25 protein-coding genes and 2 pseudogenes are annotated in these 26,271 nt (G+C 40.2%); 19 read left to right on the top strand and 8 right to left on the bottom strand.

Features of this window, described 5'->3' with window-relative positions:
• Nucleotides 1-122 precede the first annotated feature (122 nt).
• The 7 genes and pseudogenes from HRJ06_RS08575 to HRJ06_RS08540 all read left to right on the top strand — a co-directional run bounded on the left by HRJ06_RS08575 (nt 123) and on the right by HRJ06_RS08540 (nt 6,724).
• Nucleotides 123-674 carry a CBO0543 family protein gene (locus HRJ06_RS08575; RefSeq protein WP_174731867.1) on the top strand — a complete coding sequence of 184 codons (552 nt, stop codon included), beginning with the start codon at nt 123-125 and terminating at the stop codon, nt 672-674.
• Nucleotides 675-851: 177 nt separating this feature from the next.
• Complete coding sequence (locus HRJ06_RS08570) at nt 852-1,571, top strand: YebC/PmpR family DNA-binding transcriptional regulator (RefSeq protein ID WP_174731847.1); 720 nt, start codon at nt 852-854, stop codon at nt 1,569-1,571.
• Between the two features lie 292 nt (nt 1,572-1,863).
• Nucleotides 1,864-2,004: a hypothetical protein gene (locus tag HRJ06_RS08565; protein ID WP_174731846.1), complete on the top strand. Its 141-nt coding sequence runs from the start codon at nt 1,864-1,866 to the stop codon at nt 2,002-2,004.
• A gap of 216 nt (nt 2,005-2,220) precedes the next feature.
• Nucleotides 2,221-3,107: pseudogene (locus tag HRJ06_RS23675) on the top strand (YndJ family protein).
• Nucleotides 3,108-3,149: 42 nt separating this feature from the next.
• Nucleotides 3,150-3,797 carry a hypothetical protein gene (locus tag HRJ06_RS08550; protein WP_174731839.1) on the top strand — a complete coding sequence of 216 codons (648 nt, stop codon included), beginning with the start codon at nt 3,150-3,152 and terminating at the stop codon, nt 3,795-3,797.
• A gap of 175 nt (nt 3,798-3,972) precedes the next feature.
• Nucleotides 3,973-4,146 carry a YjcZ family sporulation protein gene (locus HRJ06_RS08545; protein WP_197969889.1) on the top strand — a complete coding sequence of 58 codons (174 nt, stop codon included), beginning with the start codon at nt 3,973-3,975 and terminating at the stop codon, nt 4,144-4,146.
• 286 nt (nt 4,147-4,432) lie between these two features.
• On the top strand, nt 4,433-6,724 hold the full coding sequence (locus HRJ06_RS08540) for a helicase C-terminal domain-containing protein (RefSeq protein ID WP_174731837.1): 2,292 nt from the start codon (nt 4,433-4,435) through the stop codon (nt 6,722-6,724).
• A gap of 227 nt (nt 6,725-6,951) precedes the next feature.
• On the opposite strand, the gene corA is transcribed toward HRJ06_RS08540, so the two are convergent.
• Nucleotides 6,952-7,905: a magnesium/cobalt transporter CorA gene (gene corA, locus HRJ06_RS08535; RefSeq protein ID WP_174731836.1), complete on the bottom strand. Its 954-nt coding sequence runs from the start codon at nt 7,903-7,905 to the stop codon at nt 6,952-6,954.
• Between the two features lie 408 nt (nt 7,906-8,313).
• Here corA and HRJ06_RS08530 point away from each other — a divergent pair, with 408 nt between their 5' ends.
• The 4 genes from HRJ06_RS08530 to HRJ06_RS08515 all read left to right on the top strand — a co-directional run bounded on the left by HRJ06_RS08530 (nt 8,314) and on the right by HRJ06_RS08515 (nt 13,665).
• Nucleotides 8,314-9,573, top strand: a complete 1,260-nt coding sequence (locus HRJ06_RS08530; RefSeq protein WP_174731835.1) for a CYP152 family fatty-acid peroxygenase CypC — start codon at nt 8,314-8,316, stop codon at nt 9,571-9,573.
• A gap of 133 nt (nt 9,574-9,706) precedes the next feature.
• Nucleotides 9,707-10,966, top strand: coding sequence for an ATP-binding protein (locus tag HRJ06_RS08525; RefSeq protein WP_174731833.1), 1,260 nt, complete (start codon nt 9,707-9,709; stop codon nt 10,964-10,966).
• A gap of 209 nt (nt 10,967-11,175) precedes the next feature.
• Nucleotides 11,176-13,056, top strand: coding sequence for a M48 family metallopeptidase (locus HRJ06_RS08520; RefSeq protein WP_174731824.1), 1,881 nt, complete (start codon nt 11,176-11,178; stop codon nt 13,054-13,056).
• Between the two features lie 78 nt (nt 13,057-13,134).
• Nucleotides 13,135-13,665 carry a cupin domain-containing protein gene (locus HRJ06_RS08515; RefSeq protein ID WP_174731823.1) on the top strand — a complete coding sequence of 177 codons (531 nt, stop codon included), beginning with the start codon at nt 13,135-13,137 and terminating at the stop codon, nt 13,663-13,665.
• A gap of 38 nt (nt 13,666-13,703) precedes the next feature.
• On the opposite strand, the gene HRJ06_RS08510 is transcribed toward HRJ06_RS08515, so the two are convergent.
• The 3 genes from HRJ06_RS08510 to HRJ06_RS08500 form a co-directional block, all read right to left on the bottom strand.
• Nucleotides 13,704-13,994: a hypothetical protein gene (locus tag HRJ06_RS08510; RefSeq protein ID WP_174731821.1), complete on the bottom strand. Its 291-nt coding sequence runs from the start codon at nt 13,992-13,994 to the stop codon at nt 13,704-13,706.
• 101 nt (nt 13,995-14,095) lie between these two features.
• On the bottom strand, nt 14,096-14,443 hold the full coding sequence (locus tag HRJ06_RS08505; RefSeq protein ID WP_174731818.1) for a hypothetical protein: 348 nt from the start codon (nt 14,441-14,443) through the stop codon (nt 14,096-14,098).
• 134 nt (nt 14,444-14,577) lie between these two features.
• Nucleotides 14,578-16,323 carry an AAA family ATPase gene (locus HRJ06_RS08500; protein WP_174731815.1) on the bottom strand — a complete coding sequence of 582 codons (1,746 nt, stop codon included), beginning with the start codon at nt 16,321-16,323 and terminating at the stop codon, nt 14,578-14,580.
• 363 nt (nt 16,324-16,686) lie between these two features.
• Between HRJ06_RS08500 and HRJ06_RS08495 the strand changes: the two genes are divergently transcribed.
• Nucleotides 16,687-17,400, top strand: coding sequence for a hypothetical protein (locus HRJ06_RS08495; protein ID WP_174731813.1), 714 nt, complete (start codon nt 16,687-16,689; stop codon nt 17,398-17,400).
• Between the two features lie 133 nt (nt 17,401-17,533).
• Here HRJ06_RS08495 and HRJ06_RS08490 read toward each other — a convergent pair.
• Together HRJ06_RS08490 and galU are read right to left on the bottom strand one after the other, a co-directional pair.
• Nucleotides 17,534-18,411: pseudogene (locus HRJ06_RS08490) on the bottom strand (transposase); the annotation flags it as partial.
• A 389-nt stretch (nt 18,412-18,800) separates the two neighbouring features.
• Entirely contained in the window at nt 18,801-19,673 is an 873-nt protein-coding gene (gene galU, locus HRJ06_RS08485; RefSeq protein ID WP_174731968.1) for a UTP--glucose-1-phosphate uridylyltransferase GalU, read from the bottom strand.
• A gap of 214 nt (nt 19,674-19,887) precedes the next feature.
• Here galU and HRJ06_RS08480 point away from each other — a divergent pair, with 214 nt between their 5' ends.
• From HRJ06_RS08480 to HRJ06_RS08455, 6 genes are read left to right on the top strand one after another with little or no spacing between them, the layout of a single operon-like run.
• A complete protein-coding gene (locus HRJ06_RS08480) occupies nt 19,888-21,567 on the top strand; it encodes a DUF6044 family protein (protein ID WP_174731811.1) in 1,680 nt (559 codons plus the stop codon).
• Nucleotides 21,568-21,585: 18 nt separating this feature from the next.
• On the top strand, nt 21,586-22,629 hold the full coding sequence (locus tag HRJ06_RS08475; RefSeq protein ID WP_174731809.1) for a glycosyltransferase family 2 protein: 1,044 nt from the start codon (nt 21,586-21,588) through the stop codon (nt 22,627-22,629).
• A complete protein-coding gene (locus HRJ06_RS08470) occupies nt 22,592-23,014 on the top strand; it encodes a GtrA family protein (protein WP_242035165.1) in 423 nt (140 codons plus the stop codon). Before HRJ06_RS08475 ends, HRJ06_RS08470 begins: the two co-directional genes overlap by 38 nt.
• Before the next feature lie 45 nt (nt 23,015-23,059).
• Complete coding sequence (locus HRJ06_RS08465; protein WP_174731806.1) at nt 23,060-23,788, top strand: DUF421 domain-containing protein; 729 nt, start codon at nt 23,060-23,062, stop codon at nt 23,786-23,788.
• Between the two features lie 46 nt (nt 23,789-23,834).
• Nucleotides 23,835-24,557 (top strand): DUF421 domain-containing protein, encoded by a 723-nt coding sequence (locus HRJ06_RS08460; RefSeq protein ID WP_242035164.1) that lies wholly within the window; start codon nt 23,835-23,837, stop codon nt 24,555-24,557.
• 33 nt (nt 24,558-24,590) lie between these two features.
• Nucleotides 24,591-24,737, top strand: coding sequence for a hypothetical protein (locus tag HRJ06_RS08455; RefSeq protein WP_174731201.1), 147 nt, complete (start codon nt 24,591-24,593; stop codon nt 24,735-24,737).
• 123 nt (nt 24,738-24,860) lie between these two features.
• Here the strand turns inward: HRJ06_RS08455 and HRJ06_RS08450 are convergent, their stop codons facing one another.
• Nucleotides 24,861-25,070 carry a hypothetical protein gene (locus HRJ06_RS08450; RefSeq protein ID WP_174731805.1) on the bottom strand — a complete coding sequence of 70 codons (210 nt, stop codon included), beginning with the start codon at nt 25,068-25,070 and terminating at the stop codon, nt 24,861-24,863.
• 100 nt (nt 25,071-25,170) lie between these two features.
• Nucleotides 25,171-25,752, bottom strand: a complete 582-nt coding sequence (locus HRJ06_RS08445) for a uracil-DNA glycosylase (RefSeq protein ID WP_174731801.1) — start codon at nt 25,750-25,752, stop codon at nt 25,171-25,173.
• Nucleotides 25,753-25,949: 197 nt separating this feature from the next.
• Between HRJ06_RS08445 and HRJ06_RS08440 the strand changes: the two genes are divergently transcribed.
• A complete protein-coding gene (locus HRJ06_RS08440) occupies nt 25,950-26,183 on the top strand; it encodes a group-specific protein (RefSeq protein ID WP_174731798.1) in 234 nt (77 codons plus the stop codon).
• Nucleotides 26,184-26,271: the final 88 nt, after the last annotated feature.

Genomic DNA, 26,271 nt, shown 5'->3' with positions numbered 1-26,271 from the left:
GATGTCGGTTTTCCCCTATTTAGTATGACAGCATCGAATAAAGGAAAGTCTAATTTTTAAAAGGGCATGTATATAAATAACCTTTACAAAAAAGACCATAATTAAGCGGAATTGGTGGTAATATGGGAAAAAACATACCTACATATGATGATGTACAAAAAATAAGGGAAGCATTGATGGAAAGTGCGTTTAGCCACTGGTACCATGATGAACTTTTTAGCCCGCACTGGTGGTTTTTATTGCTCTCAACACTCCTGCCTTATTACTTGTGGTGGAAAGTTGTTGACAAAGCCAGGTTATTTGAGATCCTTACTTATGGCCTTATATGTGGTATATTCTCGAGTTTGTTAGATGTTATGGGTGTAGATTTGTTATTATGGGGATATCCGAATAAGCTGATTCATTTTATTCCGCCTTTACTGCCTGCTGATTTAGTTGTTATTCCGGTTGCAGGAATGCTGATATATCAATATTTCAGTACCTGGAAAACATTCATTCCTGCTGCTATTGTTTTGGCCGGAGTGCTTGGCTTTATAATTGAACACTTTTTTGCAATTTATAATATGTTTGATTTGATTAAGTGGAAACACAGCTATTCTTTTATTGGATTTATTTGCTTGTATTTGGGTGTTCGGTTGCTGGTGAACGTGCTGAAGGTTCATTCGGAAAAATAAAACTTTGTCAGGCAGTCAATTACTGCCTGTTTTTTTGATTATTAAACTCGTAAATAGTGATTCTTTTAAGGTATAATAGTATCTGTCAATGGTATGATGCATCGAGTGCATTGTAAGATGCTCATTCATAATTAAATCATTCTGTATAGATTCAGTACTTGAAAGTGAGTGTTCATAATGGGTCGTAAGTGGAATAATATCAAGGAAAAGAAAGCATCAAAAGACCAAAATACAAGTCGAATTTATGCTAAGTTCGGCCGTGAAATTTATGTTGCCGCAAAGCAGGGTGAGCCAGATCCTGAGTCCAATCAGGCATTGCGTGTCGTGCTTGAACGGGCAAAAACATACAGTGTCCCAAGAGTTATTATTGACCGGGCGATTGAAAAAGCAAAAGGCGGTTCTGAAGAAAATTATGATGAACTGCGCTATGAAGGATTTGGGCCAAATGGTTCAATGGTTATCGTCGATGCATTAACAAATAACGTAAATCGGACTGCCTCAGAGGTACGTGCTGCATTTGGTAAAAATGGCGGCAATATGGGAGTCAGCGGATCGGTTGCCTATATGTTTGATGCGACAGCCGTAATTGGTCTCGAAGGGAAAACAGCGGATGAAGTGTTAGAACTGCTCATGGAAGCTGATTTAGATGTACGCGACATTTTGGAAGAAGATGAAGCGGTTATCATCTATGCTGAACCAGATCAGTTCCATGCTGTTCAGGAAGCACTTAAAAATTCAGGGGTAACAGATTTTTCAGTCGCTGAACTAACGATGCTAGCGCAAAATGATTTAGAACTTCCAGAAGATGCGCAAGCACAATTCGAAAAAATGATTGATGCGATTGAGGACCTGGAAGATGTTCAGCAAGTGTACCACAATGTCGATTTAGGTGAATAATCATTACAAGCAGGCCTCTGGTACAGGGGCCTGTTTTTTAATTTTTTCAGGTTTCAAATAATTCATCACAAAAGTTTTGAAAAAAACGCAACTGTCTTGCAAACTTTTGGCCTGGTTGGGAAAGACTTATTCAGGACAACAGACATCGTATAAACTGCATGTTAAATATCAGCATAACAAAATTTAGACAGGCACCCCTATATATAGCTGTGGATTATCGAACTCTCTAGTAGCTGAAGAATAGAGAAACTGGATGCAATTCCGGATTCTAAACATCAGGGAGGGTTCGATTATGGTATTAGTAAGCATGGATATGGATATAGATCAGTTATTGGACTCGACTATTGAGCTTGCCAATGAAATCCGAACAGTAAAAATGATTGAAATCGAGATCGATCAGCTGCTAGAAAAAACAATGGATTGGAAAATATAGAAGAACCATCGAGACAGCCTGTTCATTAACGTGAAGCAGGCTTTTTTATTTAAGGTACTCATCTTGGCTAAAGTGTTTTTTATTATGCTAATTAATTGCTAATTGCTGCTCGGAAAGGTAATTTCTTGTTATAATTTTATATAGAATCTTTTTTTCGAAAAGCAGGTGTACATTTTGAAGATTTATAGCTTAGCTAGCTCATTTATAGGAGGAATTATGTCTTTTGTTTTATGGCAGGCTGGCTATCTTAGTCAGGTGGAATTTCTCTTAACACTGTCGATGTGCGGATTTTTACCCGTAATTCTATTTTTAATTGGGAACACTGAACCTTTTATAGAGAAACTGCTTTTAATGTATCCTATCTTTATGCTTTCAGTAATAGGGGCTTTTGAGTTTCCCTGGATGTCTGTTTTATGGCTCGTTTATAGCTTCGGCTTGTTTCTTGCAGGATGCTTTCGCATGGTTCAGCGCGGTTTTTTTTACATAGAAGAGACAGTTTTGGATATGGCGCTTATTTACTTGCCTCTTGGGGCAGTCTGGTTTGTAGTCTACAGCTTTACTTTGAACTATTAGGTTTTAGTGGGTTGATTGCATTATTGACGGCGGTCCATTTTCATTATTCTACCTTAATAGTGCCGGTTTTTTTAGGTCTGCTTGGCAGAGCTGTAAAAGAGACAAGGAAGCTGCCTCGCTGGTACACTCCAGTTGCTAGTTTATTTATTGTATCCCCCTTGCTAGTTGCGGTTGGGATTACCTATTCAAAGATGATCGAAATTGCTTCGGTTAGTCTATATGTGGGCTGCCTTTATCTTTTTAGCATTGCGGCAATCATGAAATTCCGAACCAATTGGTGGATTGTCGCCTCGGCAGCTGTGCTGCTGTTTACCATGAGTCTATCTTTCTTGTATGCAATTGACATGGTTGCCATTCCGGAAATGATTCAATATCACGGCTGGATCAATGGTATCGGCTTTGCACTTATTGGACTAATTGGATATTTTAAAGAAAATCCACAAACTCATTTTTCTATTTCAAGTTCTTCCTTTTCAAAAATAAAAGGAGAGAAACGAATTGGCGTCGACTTTTTTAACCGCCATGGCTAGACAGAAAAGGCTGTTAGGACACCCAAGGGAATGGTCGATGATATGAACATATTTAATCGCGGCGATTTTAAGGCAGATAATGTCGATCCACAAGTGAAACAGTTTTATACTGACACAGTCGATTTTGATATGGACGTAAAAGCCGAGTGGAATGTATTTTTTTATCCTGCAGCCAAGATCTATAAAAAATGGTCAGTTCGTGCCGAGCAGATGAATTTTCCGGTTTCAGACCATCAAGGCATTACAAAGATTGACAGTGAAATTATCAAGCTCAATGATTTTCTTGACGGCAGAGAGAATGTACGAGCATGGATCCGAAGCGACCGACTAAACCGCAAGGCCTTTTATGCAGCAGCTTACTCAACGTTTTTAAGTAATGAACCTGAACGATATTATAATGTATTTTTTCCACTGCCATTTGGGGGACTGACAAGCATACTAAAAATTACCCATTTTATAGAGACAGGGGTTAAGCTGACAAGTCTGTCAGAACGGAGGAGGGCTGATTACCAGGGGGTTTATCAAATGATCGCCAATGTTCCACTCCGACTGCCAATTAATGAGACGATCTGTGTATGGAGAGAAGGAAATGAAATTAACGCTACGCACGTAAGCTGGGTGTTTGGTATAAAGGCACTAACACTTGATTATAAAATCAGGAAAGCTAAAGAATGGCAGGATGCCAAGTAATGGCCCAGTTCCTTGTCTTTATATTGGAAATCTCCAGAGTAGTCAACTTGATCTGATTAAAAGGCCTCCTGGGCCATTGTCACGTCCTATAAATTAGTGAGCTTCCGTCCACACTTCTTGCCTTTTATCTGCATAGGATACAAGTGTAATAAGCAAAAAGATAGGAGGAAGATATATGTACGGATATGGTGGATATGGTTATGGATGCGGACCTGCACCTGCAGTTGCTGGTGCTGGCTATGCAGCAGCTCCACGCGCTGGATTTGGTTCTGGTTTCGCGTTAATTGTCGTATTGTTCATCTTGTTGATCATTGTTGGTGCAGCTTGCGTTGGACCAGTTGCACACTAATCAAATAAAAGGACGGCAGGTTGACCTTAATGGTTAACCTGCTTTTTCTTGATTAGGAAACTATAAAAGTTTTAGGTTTTCAATAATCGAATGCGTTGTCTGCTTTCGGCTCCAGTGTCCAGCGACTAGTGCGACAAGTGTACTTCCTCTACCTCGTGATAAGTCACCATCGAATCGCTTTCGCTCTATGTGTTACTCAATCTATACGCCGTTAAACGGTCGCTTTTCTTCCTCTAATACCGAACGTATGTGCTATAATAAAAAAGCTAAAATAGGAGATGTGGATATGAAGAGTGAGATAAAGCTGCCGGTCAGAATGTTGGCTGAATATGTGTTCCGGAGCGGAAGTATCGAATCAGGCTTCAGAAGCACCTCATCAATGATTGAGGGCACGAAGGCACATAAAAAGATTCAGAAAACCTATAAAGAAGGCGATGAGACCGAAGTTTTGCTCAGTAAAGAAATTGCAGATGGTGACTTGGTATTTGTTTTGAACGGCCGGTGCGACGGGCTGCTTTTCACAGAGAATGAAAAGATAATTGATGAGATTAAATCAACTTCCGGGGATCTAGCTTTAATTACAGAGGATAACTATCCCGCGCACTGGGCTCAAGCAGAATGTTATGCCTATATGTATGCTGCTGATCAAAATTGCAGTAAGATGACGATCCAGCTTACCTACTTTCAAACAATCACGACTGAAATCAAGCAGTTTAGGAAAACGAAGACATTTGAAGAGCTTGAGGCGAATGTTCTCTATATGCTAGCTGTGTATAAACCGTTTGCCACTTTTAAAATAAACCACAAATCAGCGATGATCGAAAGTGTCAAACAGCTTGAATTTCCATTTAAAGCCTATCGGCAGGGACAACGCAAGCTTGCAGGGACTGTATATAAAACCATTTTAGACGGCAGAAAATTGTATGCCACAGCCCCCACTGGTATCGGCAAAACAATTTCCACTCTTTTTCCGGCAGTAAAAGCAGCAGGAGAAGGGCTTACGGGTAAGATCTTTTATTTAACCGCTAAAACAATCACTCGACAAACTGCTGAAGAGTCAGTACTGCTAATGAAACAAAATGGACTTATTATGAAATCGGTCACAATCACAGCGAAGGATAAAATTTGTTTTCAAGAAGAAACCGTCTGCACGAAAGCGCAGTGTCCTTATGCAAATGGGTATTTCGATCGCATAAATGGAGCGGTTTTAGATATCCTCGAAAATGAAGTGGTCATGGACCGGGCTATTATTGTGAGTTATGCCCATAAACATCAAATTTGTCCTTTTGAGTTTTCAATTGATCTCGCTTATTTGGCTGATATTATCATATGTGATTACAATTATATATTTGATCCGCGTGTATCATTAAAAAGACAGTTGGACGAAGAGAAAAAACGTACCGTACTGCTAGTGGATGAGGCTCATAATCTCGTTGACCGCTCAAGAGAAATGTTTTCTGCCACTCTTGAAAAAGCAGGCTTTCTTGAATTGAAACGGGAGTATAAGGGAGGAAATCCAGTTGTTTATCAAACAGCAAAGGATATGAATGACTATTTTATAGATTTGCAAAAGCAGGGTGAAGGCGTTTTTCAGGAGCAGAAGGATGATGCTGTTTCCCTGCTGGAATCCTTTGTATCTGCTGCGGAAACAGAACTGATCAGCAAAAACGGCCAAGAGGACGCCCGTCTGCTGCTTGATAACTATTTTGCCGCCCAATCCTACTTAAGAACGGCTAAGTTTTATGATGAAAGATTTGTAACGATTGTTGAAACAGCCGGAAGCCAGGTAAAACTTAGGATTTATTGTCTTGATCCTTCCTATTTGCTGGGGAGATTGGCGAAAGAATACCAGGCAGCCATCTTTTTTTCAGCAACCTTAAGCCCAATGGATTATCACAAGGATATTTTGGGGGGCGAACAGGAGGACTACAAAGTATCGATTCCATCACCTTACAGCCATGAACAAATTGAAATGGTTATTTTTGCCTTATCAACTCGCTATCGAGATCGAGATCAGTCAGTCCCCGACATCGTCGCTGCTATAGGAGAGAGGGTTGAAAGGGAAACCGGCAACTATCTCGTTTTCTTTCCATCCTATCAGTATATGAAAAATGTCTATGCGTCATGGAAGCTTTCGTTTCCTAATATCAGCACCATTATCCAGGAAGCTTCGATGACGGAAGCGGAACGCGAAAAATTTTTAGCTGGGTTTAAATTAAATAACCCCAATTCACTAGTTGGGTTTGCTATCTTGGGAGGGATCTTTTCAGAGGGAATTGATTTAAAAGGTGACAGGCTGAATGGTGTGTTAGTTGTTGGTGTAGGGCTGCCGCAAATTGGAAAAGATCGTGATATTATCAAAGACTATTTTAATAAGAGTGGCAAAAACGGCTACGATTATGCTTATGTATTCCCAGGAATGAATAAAGTTCTTCAGGCTGGAGGGAGGCTGATCCGCTCTGAGGAAGATCATGGCAGCATTACCCTTATTGATGACCGTTTCTTGCAGGCAAAATATCAGCGGCTTTTCCCCGAAGAATGGAGAAGCTATAAAATAATCAGGCCTATTAAAAAATAGCTATAGAAATAGCATTAAAAAAACTCGAACTTGAAAAAGATGGCCAACTGGCTTTGGGGAAGTCAAGTAATGGCCTGAAAGTATAGCTAAGAGAGTCTATTTTTCCAAGAAAAACAATCATCAAATCCAAAAGAGGTTCGGAATGAGAACATTCCAAACCTCTTTTTGCCTACAAACTAAAACGGAACTTCCGAAAAAATTCCCTTCTTTTCTAAAATTTATAAAAATTAAAACCAGCCTTTTTTGTTAAACCATAGAAACATAGCTACTGCAATAACTCCCATCAGTCCAAGTGAAAGAAAATATCCATATTTCCATGTGAGCTCAGGCATATATTCAAAGTTCATTCCATAGATCCCGGCAATAAATGTTAATGGCGCAAAGATAGAGGTAATAATTGTGAGCACCTTCATTACGTTATTCGTTTGGTGAGAATTTAAGGAGAGATAGCTATCTCTCATGTCAGCTGTCACTTCCCGGTTGGACATGACCATTTCTGAAAGCTTTAAAAGATGATCATAGATATCTGAAAAGTACTCTCTTCTTTCATTGATTCCGTCTAAGTGATGAGAATTTAACATCCGATACAACAAATCCCGCATCGGATTAATGGTGTGTCTTAGATTTAACAGCATGTACCTAGTGTCAAATAGTTCATCCATTAAACGATCCATTGATTTATTTTGAGTATTTCCTTCAATGTTGTCTAATTCATCCTCAATTTTATACATAAGCGGAAAATAATTATCAACGATCTTATCTAAAATCTGGTAAAAAACATAATATGTATCCCATTTCTCAGCCTTTCTCTGCAGGGAAAGCTTTTCCCAAACCTGGGAAACCTCCATGGCCGATTGGCGATGAAATGTAACAATATAATTTCTTCCGATAAAAAAGTTCAATTCTTCTTTTGAAATATCTTTTTTCGCCTCTCTCACTATATGTGTTACAAAAAACGTATGGTCGTCGTAGTAGTCCAATTTTGGACGCTGAAGTCTCTGCACACAGTCTTCTATTGCAAGCGGGTGAAAATGAAATGTTTCGGATAGATGTTTTATTTCCTCATCAGTTGGTTCATCAAAATCAACCCAGTACCATTTATAATTTGATAAATCTAGACTACTTATTGGAAGGTTGGTTTTAAGCTGATCATCGCTAGTGACCCCAATTATATTTATCATTAAGACACCTCTAATTGTTTACTGCGAAAGTAATTTAAGTTCAGTTACATATTCATTGATTCCTTCTTAGCCTCAGTTATTGGACAAACTTTATACATGGCTTTACTCTTGCACTCTCTGATTTTATTCCCAAATAGCGGTATGTAAAAACAAATTAGTAAAAGAATCTCCTGCTATTACCCAGCAACATGAACGATAGTCTTGTAATAAAGTATTTGTATAAAGTAAGCGAAATAGGGGAAGTTTATGGAAAAAAACAGGAGGGTATACGAAAGGAAGGTTGAAGGCTACCTTGTTTTTTAGCTACATCATACTTGAATATATTTTTGAATCGATAGTGCACAAGAGTTAGAAATGAAGATATAGAAGTCAAACCCCATTATTATTATAAAAGAAGGAGTCGGAAAAATGGCTGCAAGCGGACAAGTTCCCCAGGAGAAAACATTAGACAGCAGTCTTTCGCTTTTAAAGGAAGGCTACAACTTTATTCAGAACCGAACGAGGAAATATGATTCAGAAATCTTTCAGACTCGGTTAATGGGACAGAAAGTCATATGTATGGTAGGGGAAGAAGCTGCAAAAGTGTTTTATGATGAAGATCGCTTTCAGAGAAAAGGCGCAGCGCCAAAACGGATCCAAAAAACATTATTTGGAGAGAATGCCATCCAGACGATGGACGGTAGCGCGCATAAACATCGTAAGCTATTGTTTATGTCACTCATGACTCCTCCACACGTAGAAAGGCTTTCGGCAATATCCAGGGAACAGTTCCAATCAAGTCTAAGCAATTGGGAAAGCATGAATGAAGTTGTTCTTTTTGAGGAATCACAAAAAATATTATGCAGAGCTGCTTGCCAATGGGCAGGGGTGCCATTGAAAGAAGAAGAGGTGACAGCAAGAGCTAAAGACTTCGGGGCAATGGTCGATGCATTTGGAGCGGTGGGTCCACGTCATTGGCAGGGCCGTATAGCCCGTTCCCGCGCAGAAAAGTGGATCTTCGGCGTAATAGAAGCCGTTCGGGAAGGAAAGCTGATGGCTGAGAAAGGTAGTGCCCTGCACGAGATGGCAATACATCGTGATGAACAGGGTAGCCTCTTGGACCCGACTATGGCGGCAATCGAATTAATCAATGTGTTAAGGCCAATCGTAGCCATCGCAACTTTTATTACCTTTAGTGCCTTAGCGTTAGAAGAGCACCCTGAATGTAAAAGGAAGCTTCAGGATAGTGGAGAGGGTTATCTGGATAGGTTTATTCAAGAGGTCCGCAGATTTTACCCGTTTGGACCATTCCTTGGTGCACGTGCCCGTAAGGATTTCATCTGGAATAAGTGCAAGTTTACAGAAGGAACCTTGGTATTACTAGATATGTACGGGACCAATCATGATCCTAGGCTTTGGGAAAATCCTAATGAATTTCAGCCAGAGAGGTTCAAAAACTGGAATGGCAGTTTATTCGATTTAATCCCGCAAGGAGGCGGCGACCCTGCAAAAGGCCATCGCTGTCCAGGTGAAGGGATTACAATAGAAGTCATGAAGGTAAGCCTCAACTTCCTTACCAGCCACATTTCCTATGATTTAGTCCAAAATCAAGATTTGAGCTATAGCATGGAAAGAATGCCATCCCTGCCAGCAAGCGGTTTTATCATGACAAATATAAGGTCAAAATAAGCTAAGGTGACAGGCACCATCCAGTTTTCTGGATGGTGCCTGTCACCTTTCTTGTCTTTTTGTGGCAAGAAAAAGGTATTTTTAACTGATTCAGCGAATTATTAGAGTATATTTTAGCAGAGGGGTTTGTTAAGTGGAATTACAGCTAGATAGAATTTTACTGCAGGGTTTAATGGTTTTATTTCCGCTTGTTTTATATATGGCCCTTGATAAAAACGAGAGAAGTGCCAACAGGGAAAGAGCTATCTTAGCGCTTTTGTGCATGATGATTATGGTTTTATTTTTTATGGTAAGCATTAAGGTTTCGCCGGGTGTTTTCCTAGACCTAAGGATGGTTCCTTGGTATATGGCCTTTATATATGGAGGTCATTTTGTCGGCATATGTGTCACACTGTTTTTCTGTATAGTTAGAATTTTTATTGGCGGTCCGGGGATGGTTCCGGCCCTAATTGTTATCATATTTTGGTCCTTTGCTTTATGGGGAGCAGTCAAAAAATACCCACGGTTATCCTTAAAGAATAAACTTGTTTTTTCAACGGTTCTGTTAATTGTGGCCTCAGCTTCCATTCCAATTATTGGTTCCATAATTCTAAACGAAAAAGTAACTTTGCTAAGTGCCGCTACATACCTGTGTTTTATACTAGAGAATGCGATTATTATTTGGCTGTCAGTCTATTTACTGGAAACACATCTGGAAAGGAGATCCCTTTTAAAAGAGCTTCAGAGAGCTGAAACTTTCAATGTGGTTGGTCAGCTTGCGGCAAGTGTGGCTCATGAAATCAGAAATCCGATGACAAGTATTCGCGGCTTTATTCAGCTTCTTCAGTCATCGGAAAATTTAACGAACGACGAGAAATCCTTTTTGAAAGTCAGCCTTGAAGAAGTGGACAGAGCCAACTCTATCATTGGAGATTATTTATCAATGGGTAAAGAGAGTTCTTCCATTAAAACAAAGGATGTAGACTTATCTGCTGTGATCAGCAAATCAATCAATACTCTTTCTTCATACGCAGCTTTAAACAACACTGAAGTAATTTTACATGATCATAATAAGGTCTTTATTGAAGGTCAGCCTCAAAGACTTCAGCAAATGTTTATTAATCTCATAAAAAATGCGATTGAAGCAACCAGCGGCAGCGGCTTAATCGAAATATGGATTTTGTCCGATGAGGATCGTGTTCTTGTAAAGATTGCGGATGACGGGGAGGGAATGCCTCAATACCAAATCGATAATTTAGGGCTTCCGTTTTATTCAACAAAGGAAAAAGGAACTGGCCTAGGACTTATGGTTGTTTTAAAGGTCATTAAAGAAATGGGCGGCTCATTAAAGGTAACAAGTGCCCAGAGTAAAGGTACAGTATTTAATATTTTCTTTCCGTTAAAAACAAAATAATTACGAGATAAATGCAACAAGACCTTTTTATGAATGGATCGGGTCTTAATACTTTATGTGCCATTGTAAAGACCTGCTAACACAGGTCTATTTGAGTTCTGAAATATTTTATACAGATTGGCTTATTTTACTAAAAATAATAGCTTGTCAGATATACCCAATAACTAGATAATATTAACAGAACTTTACAAAGAGTGAGGGAAAAAGGAATGACAAATGCAGAATTTGAAAATCTGGTAAAGAAGCTGGAGACAAAGGCAGGGGAAAAGCCGAATCTTTATCGTTTTAAGGTTTTACTATTTACAGGGTTAGGATATGGATATGTATTATTCTTTCTTGGATTATTGTTATTTTTACTGGGGATATCCGTCGCGATGTTTGCTGACGGTGAATTTACTTTTGGAAATATTAAAGTTTTGCTGATAACGGGTACTTTGTCTTTTTTTATTGTAAAAGCCTTAATTGTTAAGATTGAAAGACCAGAAGGATATTATTTACAGCATGGTGAGGCTCCAGAACTGGAGAAGAAGATTAAACAAATTAGCCTTCAGCTTAAGACACCAGAAATTCATGCAATTGTTCTTAATAGTGAGTTTAATGCAGCAGTTACCCAAATCCCCAAATACGGGCTAATTGGAAAAAAACAAAATATATTAATGATTGGGATGCCGTTATTAACGGCCCTTTCACGCGAGCAGTTTACCTCAGTACTAGCACATGAGCTTGCACATATATCTTATTCTGATACTGCAATGGGAGCGAAAATCTATCGTGTCCGCCGGACATGGGGCCGTTTGATGGATTCCTTAGAGAGAAATGAACAATTTGGAACTTTTCTGTTTCGAAGATTTTTTCAATGGTATTATCCTCGTTTTGATGCCTATACGTTTGTTATGGCTCGCCAGGAGGAGTATAAAGCTGACCGTGCCGCAGCCAGGGTTACAACAGCAGAAACAGTCCGAGATACACTTTGCACGATTTCTGTAGCTGCACCTTATTATTATAACGATTATTATAATCAGCTTTTTGAAGATTGTGCGAAAACCGATAGTGTTCCGAAACCGTACACTAATTTTAGAGAGAAAATTCTTGGGATTGAAAAACTACAAGCGGAAAGTTACTTAAATTCCGAGCTTGAAGCAGAAAGCTATGTTACTGATACTCATCCATGTCTGAGCGATCGATTGAAAGCAATAGGGATGAACCCAGCGTTTACAAAGGGTAAAGATTCCGCTGTTGACTATTTCTTTGCAAATTCTGATGCAATCCTTCAGCATTTTAATGAATTATGGGTAGTATTTAATGAAGAACATTGGAAAGAACAGATACAGGAGTATAACGCATCCAAACAAAGATACGAGGAGATTGCCGATAAAACGGTAGACGATCTTGATGGAATGCTTGAAAAGGCTGGACTGACTCAGGAATTTGCTGGAATGGAGGCCGCTTCTCTTGTTTACCGGCAGATTATCGACACTTTCCCAGCCAATGATCAATCAGCAGCAGCCTATCTTGCCTTAGGTGAAATTTACGTGCAGCAAAAAACAACTGCAGAAGAGGGTGTTCAATTAATTCAACTGGCAATCGAGGCAGATTGGGAATGCAAGCTTCCCGGACTGGAGCTATTATGCGACTATTATTATAGTACTGAGCAGACAGCAGCCTTCGAAGCAGCCAGAGCGGAACTTGAGGAATGGGCAGATATTGTTGAGCAGGCAGATGAGGAATGTGATTTTATCCATCATAACGATCTATTTATTCCTCATGACAAGCCTGAATCGGAAATAATTAAAGGTGTTGAGCAAATCACGAGCCATCCTGAAATTATTAGAGCCTATCTTGTTAGAAAAGTGATTACTTCAATCCCTGATAGAAAACAATATCTTCTGGCTTTAAAGGTGCAGATGCTGAAGGGGCCCGATCAGGAAGAATTTGAAGAGCTGCTTATTGAAAAGTATGTAAATGAGCTCTATGCGCTTGAAAATACTAGCATCATCATTTTGAATGGAAAAGATGATTTAGCGAAGAATATTAGAAAAGTTAATGGCTCGGTAATCTTCAGTGTTATTAAAACGGTGCAAGCTTCCTAATAATGGACCCTTTATGGGTCTATTTTTAAAAAGATAAGAAACCAATTTGATTAAACAGATGAACTGAGGAGATGTTGTATGAAATCTAGCAATCCTGATTATTGGATTAAAAATCTTGATCTTACGGCCCATCCTGAAGGTGGTTTCTACCGGAGTACCTTCAGGTCAAAAGAACAGGTAACTGACAGTGAATTAACAATTGGCTTTTCGGGGCGAAGATTGCTGTACACCAGCATATATTTCTTATTAAAATCAGATGACCAATCCCATTTCCACCGTCTTAAATCAGATGAACTCTGGTACTTCCATGCAGGGAGCCCTCTTACGGTTCATATAATTGATGAGCAAGGAAAATACAAACAGGCCAAACTAGGGTTAGATCTTGAAAATGGGGAAGTACCGCAGCTTGTTGTCCCAAAGAATTCTATCTTCGGTTCAACTGTTGATAAAACTGACTCCTTTTCTCTAGTCGGGTGCATGGTTTCACCTGGTTTTGATTTTCAAGATTTTGAACTATTTACACAAAAAGAACTTCTTAAAAAGTATCCCGTACATAAAGAAATCATTTTAAAATTGGCTTATGAAAATCTTCCAAAGGAAAAAGGATAGGTCTTGAGAATTAGAAAAACAGGCATAAAGGCGCCTGCTTAAAAAGGATCATTATTAAAATTGGTATATGAATTAATGGCCTGTTCCAACGCTCGATGTGCCTCTGCATAAGCATTGGTTGCAGAAATATCACCGGCGTTCTCAAGCTGCACACTGGCATTCCTGGCATTTTCTAAGGAATTAATAACGTCTGAAATCATGGTGCCTTTATATCCAGCTGACTCTTTGGCACGTGCAAGCTCCGCGATGCACTGGTCTATGCTGCCGTCATTCGGGTGGTCAAAGGAAGCTTCCAGCAATTCCTTGGCATGCTCCAGTACTTCTTTCATAATGTTCCCTCATTTCTTTAGGTTGTTCCATAACGTAGTCTCACCAGTTAAAGGGTCATTATTCAGAAAGAAAGCTTTTAATTTTCAGGTAGCGGATTCCTTTACTGAACATCCGATTTCTTGGATGGGCTGTCTACTTTATAACGGATATAATCATAGTTATTAGTTGGCTCTTTCTTAGTAATCATCCCACTGGCGTCTTTACTGATTTCGAATTCGCGATACGTCTCAACCATATATCCATTAACGATTTCTTCCTTTTCTTTAATCCATTCCAGCTCAGGGCCGTTAGAGGAAGGCATCTGATATTCGGGTACTGAGGCCGTTGGTACGCTGCTAAATAGCGCATAGTCACTATGAATAAAAGAATAGGGGGATTCAAGATAAGCAGTAAATCCTAACAGAAGAATTAAGAAGAAGGCGGGTTTTATATTATTTTTATGAGACATCACGATCAATCCTTTCATAACAACATTGTCATTTAAATGTATGATACAGGTTGTCTTTTATGAAGGCTCTTTTGGTTTTTCACATAAAAAAGGATGCACGCCAAGAGGCATGCATCCTTTTTATTAGCTTATTGTTACGCCAGAGCTAGCTCTTCCACTTCAGCGAACACTTTATTTGTTACAATTTCTTCAATTTCTGTACCCTCGAGTGTCTCTTTATCAAGAAGGGACTGAACCAATTGGTCAAATTGAAGGTGGTTAGATTTGATTATAAGCTCAGCTTTCTCTAAAGCTTCGCCAAATAGCTGCTGCATTTTTACATCTCGGTCTTGCTTGCTAAACGTTAGCGTGAATCCATCCTGCAAGAGGCCGGTATCAACCATACGCTCAATCATATGTTTGGCCTGCTGAACATCGCCGCTGACACCGATGCTGTGTTCTCCGAGAATAAAGCGTTCAGCAACACCGCCTGCCAAAATCATCGCAATCTGATCCAGCAACTCGCTGGCTGTTGATAGATGCATTTCCTTAGGGATTGGGGCAACATAACCTAGTGCCTGTCCCCGCGGTATGATCGTTGCTTTTCTAACTGAGCCTGGCTTAGTAACCGCTGAGACTAAAGCATGGCCGGCTTCATGGATAGCAACTCTTCGCTTCGTATCATAATCCTGGAGGGCACGAGATGTGCTTCCGAGAATGGTACGGTCTAACGCATAATCAAGATCCGCTCTGGTAATTGTCTCCTGGCCATTTCGGACGGCTCGCCTGCTTGCTGTTTCAAACAAGGAGTTCAACTCAGCACCGGAGAAGCCGGATGTGCTTTCAGCTAGATCATCAAGCGAAGAAAGGACAGTATGCTCAAGCATCTTCCCTTTCGTATGAATTTCAATAATTTCTCTTCGTCCGCTTTTATCAGGAAGAGGAATATTAAAAGAAAAATCAAGACGGCCGGGGCGAAGGAAGGCATCATCAAGCATATCCTTCCGGTTTGTAGCTGCAATAAACAGAATGCCGTCATTAGGGTGTCCGCCGTCAAGCTGTACAAGCAATTCTGTTAACGTTTTTTCACCTTCTTCACCGCCATGAGGCTTCCGCTTACCGGCAAGCGCGTCAACTTCATCAATAAATACAACAGCTGGCCCTTCGGATTTCCGGGCATTTTGGAATAAGTCTCTAACGCGTGATGCACCGACACCGATAAACATTTCATTAAATGCAGACCCGCTTGTCGAGTAAAAAGAAGCATTTAATTCACGAGCGATTGCTTGGGCCAGCAGCGTTTTACCTGTTCCTGGAGGTCCATATAAAAGCACGCCTTTAGGAGGCTTAATACCTAACTTAGCTGCCCGCTCAGGTTCTTTTAAAATTGAAAGTGTCTGCATGATTTCTTCTTTCATTTCATCCTGCAATCCACCGACATCATCGAGTGTGATATTTGGAAGCGGTTTTGCTTTAGAAAGCCCGTTTTTCATTTTGTTAAGGCCAATTCCGCCCTTAGCTTTCCGTTGGATCATGACTCCAGCAGCAATCAGCAGAATTACGATTCCACCCATAACCCAGGTGGCATTTTTGCTGCTGCTCGAGTAAGAATAGGAAACATTATTTGTTTCAACAAGCTTATCGACAACTTGGCTATTAGGTGGTACATGTGACACGAACACACCCTCGTTAGTTGTCAAAGTTAGAGTACCGTCATAGCTTTCGTTTAGAGAAACAGGAGAATTATTCAAGCTTTCTATCTTATCAGCCATGCTTGAGAAAGGAATGGTTAAGGCATCATTTGAATTTTTTGCAAAATATATGGTTGTCGCAGCGGCGACTATAAGTAGCACTGCAAGCAGTGGTAGAATCTTCGACATTTTTTTAGAAATCGATTTCAAATAATTCAACTCCTTAGGAAGATACTTTCATTATAGAATACTAAATCCTATTATAAATAGGTCTATAGTAATAAGATATATGGTAATTTAATGAAATCTTATAAGGTTTAAAAATAGAATGTATAAAAGTCAGGTATGATGCGGCTCCCAAGTAGAGTGACGTTTCTGTCTTTGTGGGCAATTGTGTCAATAAGTTGACACAAAAACAAATAGTTTGGATTTAGAAGAAGGTAAATCTGCCTATATACATCGCTTTATAAGAGAGTGTATATAGTAGTCAAGCAAAGTTGGTTTAATCTGCCATGAACAAGATTAACCTATCTGGAAACAATATAATCGATAACCTTGAAAGGAAGGGATGTAATGACTTTAGAATGGTTTGACCGTGTGACTGTAGAGCTTCAGGATCATTTGGAATCAATTTGTGATAAATACGATCAGGTTGGGCTTATGTCCATAGACCGCAGCGCGAAACATCCACGTATTGAATTCTTTGTTGAAACCGAAGATGATGACAGAGAATACTTTAGTACGCTTTTGTTTGACCCGCATAATGAGGAATTTTATATGGAAACTTACGATATAGATCTGGATCAGCCGTCTAGAACAATCCTTCCTGATATTGAGGACATTGTGGATGCTGTTCATGAAAATTTCCATGATTTTATGAATGGAGACGATGATGAGATTTATGTAGAGGTCGACGTTGATGATGATGACACATTTGAATTCGACGATGATGGTGACGTGGAGGACGACGAAGAGGAATATTATGTAGCAGAAACAACAGACCATACAGGGGATGTCCTCGAGGAAATTGATGTTGAGTGGCAAACACCTGAAGTTACAGCTTTCATGCAGGAAGATGAGGTTGAAGTAACATATCAATTCGGTGTTATCGATGAGACAGGCGACGGTGTCCTACGCCGTGTAAACCGTATCTGGACCGAAGATGATGAGCTTATAAAAGATGAATCAAACTTTATTTTTACAAAGGAAGAGGCAAGCACGATCATTGCTATGGTTGCCAGCCACATGGATTCCCTAACAGGATACGATGATTTTGATTTCCAATAAACTCAAAAGGACACTGCCTTAATTGGCAGTGTCCCAGTTTGTCGACAAAAGGGGTTCGGAATGGTCTCATTCCGGACCCCTTTTTGGATTTTATCTGATTTTTCAAGGAAAATAGACTCTCTTCGCTTTACTTTTAGGCCATTACTGGACTTCTCCAAGTCCAGTTGGCTATCTTCTTCAGGTTCAGGGCAGTGAAAGTAAGCATCGCCTTCATCGACAATTTTTTAAGTCCCCTTAGGGTTGTCCAACGCATGCCATGCTTTTCTTTTGCATCTGTGAATACACGCTCAATGGTTTCCTTACGCTTCGCATAGATTTCTTTTACTTCTGGTTTGTGACTCAAGTGGTCTGCTTCTTCCACATACTCCTGTCAGCTATGTCGAGTTACCACCTTTTGAGGGTCCTTCCTTCTGTACATTGCGCTAAAAACGGGCAGGTTGCGCAGATTTGTTTGGGGGATTTATCGATACCCCTCTTTAGTCGTGGTCGAATACTTTAGGACCTCACCGGCAGGACACAAATAACAGTCATAGAATTCGTTGTATACATAGTCATATTTACGGAAAATCCGTCCTTCGTTCTTGGTTGGGTATAAGGCAAAGTCGGAGTCATTTCATTTTCTAACAAAAACTTCGTAATGGCTGGAGGTTTTTAGGCTGCGTCGGCCGCAACGGCATTAAGCTTTCCGACTTTCTCTATCACTTGTTCTACCAGCGGCTCAAGGATCAATCTATCATGTGTGTTACCAGGTGTCACGATTGTACCCAGGACAAATCATAAAGACATGTTCAGCACTAATAAGCTTCTTATCAGCTGCGGTCTTAAGAATTCGATAGAAGATCTGTTCAAACCAATCGGTGTCTTTAAAAAGGCGTTCGTAATTCTTCCCGAAGGTAGAGAAGTGGGGCACTTTATCATGGAATCCATAACCCAAAAACCAGCGGTAGCCATGTTCGTCTCTACTTTGGCAATGGTCTGGCGCCTGGAACGGATGCCAAAGGTATATTGAATCTATTTTAAAATAGACTTATGTTTACCTCCACGTTAAATTTAGAAGTCCTGTTGATTGGAGTGGAAAGGCGCGTAGACTCCTCGAAAATGCTATCGCATTTCCTTCGTGCGTGGGCAAATTCGAGGATGCCCAATCAAAGTCCTGCGGGATCAGCTGGACAGGTGAGACCCCGCAGACGCCAACGGCGAGGAGGCTCACCGCCAGCCCCGCGGAAAGCGAAGCGCCTGGAACGGAAATCAACAGCCCCCATTTTTCCACCAAACAAAAAATGACTGTAGACAAGCTGTATTTCCATCGAGTTTGTCTACAGTCTGGGACACTGCCTTAATTGGCAGTGTCCTTTTTCGAACTTTAGGTTAAGAGTAGGAAGCAATCTTTTAACCTGACTTCAGTTTCTTAAATTTTTGACAAGCTGATTCAGATACAGTTGTAGCTGATCCTTTAGTTCTGGACGCTTTAGAGCAAACTCGATTGATGCCTTTAAGAAGCCGAACTTATCTCCGACATCATAGCGGTTCCCCTTAATAATATAGGAATAGACTGACTGGTATTGAAGGATTTGGTCCAGCGCATCGGTTAGTTGGATTTCTCCCTTTTTATCCGGTGCTACTCCTTCCAGCAAATCAAATACCTCCGGAGGGAGGATGTATCGGCCAATGATTGCCTGGGTTGACGGAGCTGACTTAACCGAGGGCTTTTCCACGAGCCGGTTAACATTATAAAGTTCATTTACACATTGATCATATTGGACAATCCCGTATTTGGTAACATCGGCTGCAGGCACTTCATGGCAGCCGAGAATAGCGGCCTGTACCTGATTATACTTTTGAATCATCTGTTGTAAGGCTGGGACCTCACTGTCAACAATATCATCACCAAGCAAAACCGCAAAGGGTTCATGGCCGATAAACTTCTTTGCACAAAGTACAGCATGGCCGAGACCAAGGGGTTCTTTTTGCCTTACATAGTGAATATCTACCATTGTTGAGATGTCATTTACGATTTTATACATTTCTTGTTTCCCAGTTCGTTGTAGCAGCAGTTCAAGCTCAATAGATTTATCAAAATGATCTTCAATTGCGCGCTTGTTCCGTCCTGTAACAATAATAATATCTTCAATCCCAGACTGGACAGCTTCTTCAATAATATACTGAATGGTTGGCTTATCGACGATAGGAAGCATTTCTTTTGGCTGCGCCTTTGTGGCTGGCAGGAACCTTGTTCCAAGCCCGGCAGCAGGGATAACGGCTTTTTTTATCAGGACAGTCTGCCCCCTTTCTTCAACAATTCCATCTATTGCTTATATATATATGTCTTTCCCAGGTTGATTTATATCAAAAATTAGCCAGCAGGGGGATTTTTACAAACTAGGAATAGATTTCAGTAAATCTGCAAACCTTAAAACTGGCTGCTATTAAAAGTGTGCTGTTTTTCTTAGTATTGTTGCTCTTTGTTTTATTAATGAGGTGTTGGATGTGTTTTCGATAGAAAATAAAAAAGAGCAAAGACTCCTTGTTTTTGCTCTGATTGTTTTAGGTTTGTTTGTAGCTCCGCTGTTTGTTTTAGGGGAAAATGCTCATATTCGGGTGCATGATAACTTGGATTCCAACCTTGCCTGGTACGAGGTACTGGCGAACAGCGGTGCCATGACGGGTGCTGTTGATGCAAGGATCCCGCAGATTATTAATGGTGAGCTCCAAAGAAACGCATTCGGAACCGAACTCAGCCTTATTGTCTGGCTGTACGCGCTTTTTCCGACGATGATTGCTTATGCACTTAGCCAAACCATTACAAGAGTGGTTGCATTCTTAGGAATGTTTTTGCTGTTAAAAAAACACTTTACTCCTCAACCTGACTGGGCCTTATTTCGAATTGCTGTTAGCCTTGCGTTTGCAATGACTCCTTTTTGGCCTTCCGGAATGCTGAGTACACTTGGAATGCCGCTTGCGCTATGGGCTTTCCTGAACATCCGAAATGGAGAAAGATCATGGGTGAATTATCTCGTTCTTACTTTGCTCCCTTTATATGCAAGCATTGTACTCGGGTTCTTCTTTTTTTTGAGTGCGATGGGCATTTTTTGGCTAGTTGATTTAATTAGGAAAAAAGATTGGAATTTACCATTCCTTTTCTCAATTGCTTATATGACGATCATTTTCATGATAGTGGAATATCGGCTTTTCTATTCCTTTTTATTTGATCATGAACCAAATAGCCGGGACGAGTATTTTCATGCTCGGCTTACCTTTTGGCATTCAGTTAGGCTTACCTTTAAAAATTATGTGCTCGGTCATCACCATGTCGCGACTATGCATACATTCGTTATTTTACCGGTCACGCTTTTTGCATTTTATATTGTTATTAAAAAACAGCTTTGGAAACAAGAGAAAGTGTTTGTTTTTCTCTTTTGGCTAAATATCGCGCTGTCTGCATGGTATGCCTTTTGGTTCTTTAAAGGGTGGCTCCCCCTTACCGAACGCTTTCATTTTCTAGATACGTTTAACTTTGCCCGTTATCATTTTTTGCGGCCGCTCGTTATTTATGTTTTGTTTGCGCTTGGCCTGAAAATATTTTGGTTAAGGGGAGGTATCTGGAAAAAAGCAGTACCTTACTTGGCTATTGCCCAGGTCGTTGTCATGCTGTTTTTTAACGAGGAGATTCTTTTTCAAAATAAACCCACATTTAAGGAGTTTTATGCTGAAGAGCAATTCTCAGAAGTGAAAACCTTTATAGGGAAACCACAGGAGGAATACAGGGTAGTGAGTATTGGGATTCACCCTGCAATCGCACAGTATAACGGCTTTTATACGCTCGACACCTATAATAATTTCTATCCTTTAACCTATAAATATCAATTTCGGAAAATAATTGAAAAAGAACTGGCAAAGAATAAGAGAATCAGGACGTACTTTGATGAATGGGGCGGTCGCTGCTATATTTTCACTGATGAACTCGGAAAGCATTATATGTTTAAAAAGAACTCAAAGAAAACCTTAAAGAATTTAGAGCTTAACATCGAGGCATTTAAAGAAATGGGAGGTACGCATATATTTTCGTCCATTCCTATTGATAATGCTGCGGACAATAAGCTTTCTTTAGAAAAGGTGTTCGAGTCAAATGAATCAGCATGGAAAATTTATTTGTATAAAGCACTATAACATCATGGAGGAAACAGAATGAATAACCCAATTTTAACGATTGTTGTTCCGTGTTATAACGAAGAAGAAGTCCTGCCAGAAACAATTGCCAGGCTGGATTGCCTGCTGAAGGAACTGCTGGACGAAGAACTGATTTCAGGAAACAGCAAGCTCCTGTTTGTCGATGATGGTAGCCGGGATATGACCTGGCCGGTGATTTACAGAGAAAGCTTAAAGAATCCACATATAAAAGGTCTAAAGCTGTCCAGGAATGTTGGCCATCAAAATGCGCTGCTAGCAGGCTTATTAACGGCAAAAGAAGCGTCAGACTGTGTAGTGTCGATTGATGCTGACCTGCAAGATGATCCAGGTGTGATTAGAGATTTTATTGTTCGGTTTCGGGCAGGATTTGAAATTGTGTACGGTGTAAGAAGCAAGCGTGAGACGGATACATGGTTTAAACGGAGCACAGCCCAAGGCTTTTATAAGCTAATGGACAAAATGGGCGTAAATATTGTGTATAACCATGCTGATTACAGACTTATGAGCAAACGAGCTTTGGATGAACTCGAAAGGTTTGAAGAAGCGAATTTATTTTTACGAGGAATTGTCCCCTTGCTGGGTTACAAATCAACTTCAGTGAGTTATGAGCGGCAGGAAAGGCTTGCTGGCCAAACTAAGTATCCCCTAAAAAAAATGCTTGCATTTGCTTTTGACGGAATAACTTCCTTTTCTGTCACGCCGATCCGGTTTGTTCTGTTTATTGGCTTCTTTTCTTTTTTCGTAAGCCTTTTGTTTGGCGGGTATTTTTTATCTTTAAAGTTTTTCGGTACTACTCAGACAGGCTGGACTTCTCTGATCACATCAATTTGGCTGATTGGCGGCCTGCAGCTGATTGCAATCGGACTAATCGGGGAGTATATCGGGAAAATCTATAAGGAATCGAAACGGCGTCCCAAATTTAGTATAGAGATAGATACCTTCAATCTACCAATGAGGCGCCAAATTTTGAATCAAAATTCAGAGGAAGGGGAACAGCGGGTCAATGGCAGAAATGTTGGAAGCTTATCTGAAACGAACTAACTCAATCGTTCGATTTCTCTTAGTTGGGATCCTAAATACTCTGACGGGACTGTCAATCATGTTTTTTTTATTAAACGGTGCAGGAGCTTCTTATTGGATTTCCACCTTTACGGGCAATACTGCTGGCGCAACGGTCAGTTATTTTTTAAACAGAAATTTTACCTTTCAAAGTGAAGTGAATATGCAGCGGGGCCTGCCTCGTTTTATAGCAGTAATTATCATTAGTTATTTTAGCTCTTATTCTTTAAGCAGGGAATTAGCGTTCTGGGCTAGCGGCATTGTCGGTTTTGAGATTATTTCAGCAGAAGAGCTGGCAATGCTATTGGGTACCTGTCTTTATACAGCAGCAAACTATTTAGGGCAGAAGTATTTTGTATTTAGGTGATATTTTACGAGTTACAAGTAATCCAGGCTGACATGGAGGAGAGAAATGGACATACTCATAGACAGTGTAAAAGTGATCGGAAGAATTGTTACCATTTTACCTTTTTTATTGTTCCTGGGATTGTATATGGGAAAACGGTCTATAGGGGAATTGCCTGTCTTTGACTTCCTAGTTATCCTCGTACTCGGTGCAGTCGTAGGTGCAGATATTGCAGATCCGAAAATAAATCATATTCATACTGTTGTTGCTATGATTGCGATTGCTTTCCTTCAGAAACTGGTTGTTTATCTTAAACTTAAAAACAGAAAAATTGGACGGTTGCTTACGTTTGAACCTACAATCGTACTTTATAAGGGAGAATTCTTAACGGAGAACATGAAAAGCGTTAACTATTCTATCGATAATGTATTGCAAATGCTTCGGGAAAAAGAGGTGTTTCAGGCGGCAGATGTCGAGGTTGCGATTGTTGAAGCGAATGGAAGATTGTCTGTGAATTTAAGGCCTGATAAACAACCAGTAAGACTCTCTGATATGAACATTACGGGTAAGGAAGCCGAATTTGAAATACCGGTGATTTTAGACGGACAAATCCAAAATGAGGCCTTGAAAAAATTAAAAAAGGACAAAGAATGGCTGGTTAAACAGCTGAAAGATAAGGATAAACAAATAACCGATGAATCAGATATTTTCTACGCGGGAGTAAATTTAAAGGGGGATTTAAACCTCACCATTAAAGGACGGATTAAACCAGATGTGCCTCCGATCTTTCATTGAAAAGCCAAAAATCCCGTACAGGGTTGCATAGGAGGGAGGATGGAAATTGGAGCTACTTATAGATAGTGTAAGAGTGATCGGGCGCATTGTGACGATTCTGCCCTTTATGTTATTCATTGGCTTGTTTATGGGCAAACGTTCAATCGGTGAGCTCCCTGTATTTGATTTACTAGTCATCCTTGTTCTTGGGACAGTAGTGGGCGCTGATATCGCAGACCCGACAATAAATCATATCCATACATTTGTTGCAGTAATAGCTCTAGCCGTATTGCAAAAGGGTATCACTTATCTTAAATTGAAAAACCGCAAAATAGGGCGGCTATTGACCTTTGAGCCAACTGTTGTCCTCTATCAGGGAGAGTTTTTAACTAATAATATGAAGAAGATAAATTACTCAATAGACAATATCTTGCAAATGCTTCGTGAGAAAGACATCTTCCGGTTAAAAGATGTCGAGATTGCCATTGTCGAAGCCAGCGGTAAACTTTCGGTGAGCTTAACACCGGCAGAGCAACAAGTAAAAGGCGGTGATTTGAACATTCCATTGAAAAAGCCGAACTTTGAGATTCCCCTAATTTTGGACGGTGTCATTCAGAAAAGTACGCTGGACAAACTTAACAAAGATTCTGAATGGGTCAGAGATCAATTGGCGTCCAACAAAGTTAACACCGAAACTGATGTGTTTTACGCAGGCATTAATTCCGATGGGGATTTAAATCTAACCCTTAAAGGCAGTAGAGAAAAAGAACCACCGCCAATTTTTCATTAGATGACAATACAGATGCGAAAGGGGGTACAGACGTTGGATAAAAACGAAAAAAAGGATGAGCAAGCCTTTAGGTTAAGTTATGAATCAGATGGGAAAATGGGAAGGCAGGAAGAAAACAAAGAAAATTCGGAACGGGAAGAGGAGGCTGAGTTCTTTAATATTACACAGCAAAGTGAATAAAAGGACAAAGTGGAAGCAATCTGTTTAGTGAAGTCCTGGGACTTAGATACATGTAGCAACCTAATTCTGGTTTTGCAGATGATGAAAAGAAGCTCCCTGTAATGGGAGCTCTTCTCAGTATGCTTAGCCTCTTTGGTGGGAACCCTTCAAAGATGCAACAGCACCTTCGTGGCCTTGATCTTTTTTAAATTTATCAAGCTGACCTGCATTTTCGATATCGCCTGTGGCTTCATAACCTGCAATCGGCATATTTGAAGTGGTCCCATAAAGGCCCATTCCGCCTAGCTCAACGTTGATATCTTCATTCGTGGTATTTTGTTTTTTGTTATCCATTATTAACCTCCTTGTTGGTATCGTTTGCATTCCTATGTAGGTTTTGTAATTAACCGGTAATTATGCTGAAACAACCATGCTTACGAGTTCTACCTTATATTTATGGGCATTTTCCATGAAAACGGTCGCTCAGTTGCGCCCAATCCTCTAGGAAGGAAGTCATCAGATTGGGCCGCCTTCTAATTGCCAAAGGATGATAGCCTGTTAAAACAGGGATACCATTGATAGTATGCCATCTGCCCCGCAGCTCTTTTACTGAAGCATTAGGATCATTAAAATAGGATTGGACTGCTATATTCCCAAGACAAATAATAAGTTTGGGGGCCATTTCTGTTATCTGGCTGTAAAGATGCTGAATACAGATACTGCGTGTTTCTTCTTTAGGGTAAGAGCGTGTTGGCTTATATTTAAGAATATAAGTAGTGTACAAGTCTTCTGGCTTAAATCCTGACTCCTTAGCGGCAAATTGCAATGTCTGTCTTGTTCCGCAGACGAATGGGCTGCCTGTTTTCCGGTCTTCCCTGTCACCAGGATTATCAAGAATTATCATTACGCTTGCTCTTGGATTACCTTCTCCCCAGATCATTCGAGAATTATGCTTGTAAAGGCCACAATCTCTGCAGCCGGCTATCTGCTTTGGAACTAGATCTTCAGGCCAAACGGCTGGACAAAAGTCGGTCATATTAGTAGCCGCCTTTCATGAGTTAGTTTTTTGAAAAGATCCTGACAGCCTCATCATTCCACTTTAAGAAGAAAACTATTAACAGGAATCTTTTAAAATTCAAAAGTGTTTTTTGGGAAAACAAAGGGTATCAATAAATGAAGATCGTAAAATTTGGTAAAATAAACAGGAAGCGTAAAAGCAGAGGAGGAAAAAGCATGAGTGAATGTAAGCTCGACCATAGCCATGATGATGTTAAGCAAAAGTATGAATCCCAGGCTGAGCACTTGCCTCAGGAAATGAGGCCGCTATTCGAACAGTTTTTTGCAAAGGAACACACACAAGATATATTAAACGATGTCTTCCACCTATTAAAAAAATACGACCTCGCTTCCAAAGATGACCAAGTCGAACGAAACAACCGCCTATATATGGTGTTAAACAACGTCTAACTTTAAGGGTGACAGGCACCATCCATTTTTTGGATGGTGCCTGTCACCCTTTTTGGTTTGTATAGAGCTTCACATTGTTAAATTCTTA

The sequence above is a fragment of the Mesobacillus harenae genome, assembly GCF_013343715.1.
Taxonomy (GTDB): domain Bacteria; phylum Bacillota; class Bacilli; order Bacillales; family Cytobacillaceae; genus Mesobacillus_A; species Mesobacillus_A harenae.
This window is presented reverse-complemented; position numbering and strand designations above follow the sequence as displayed.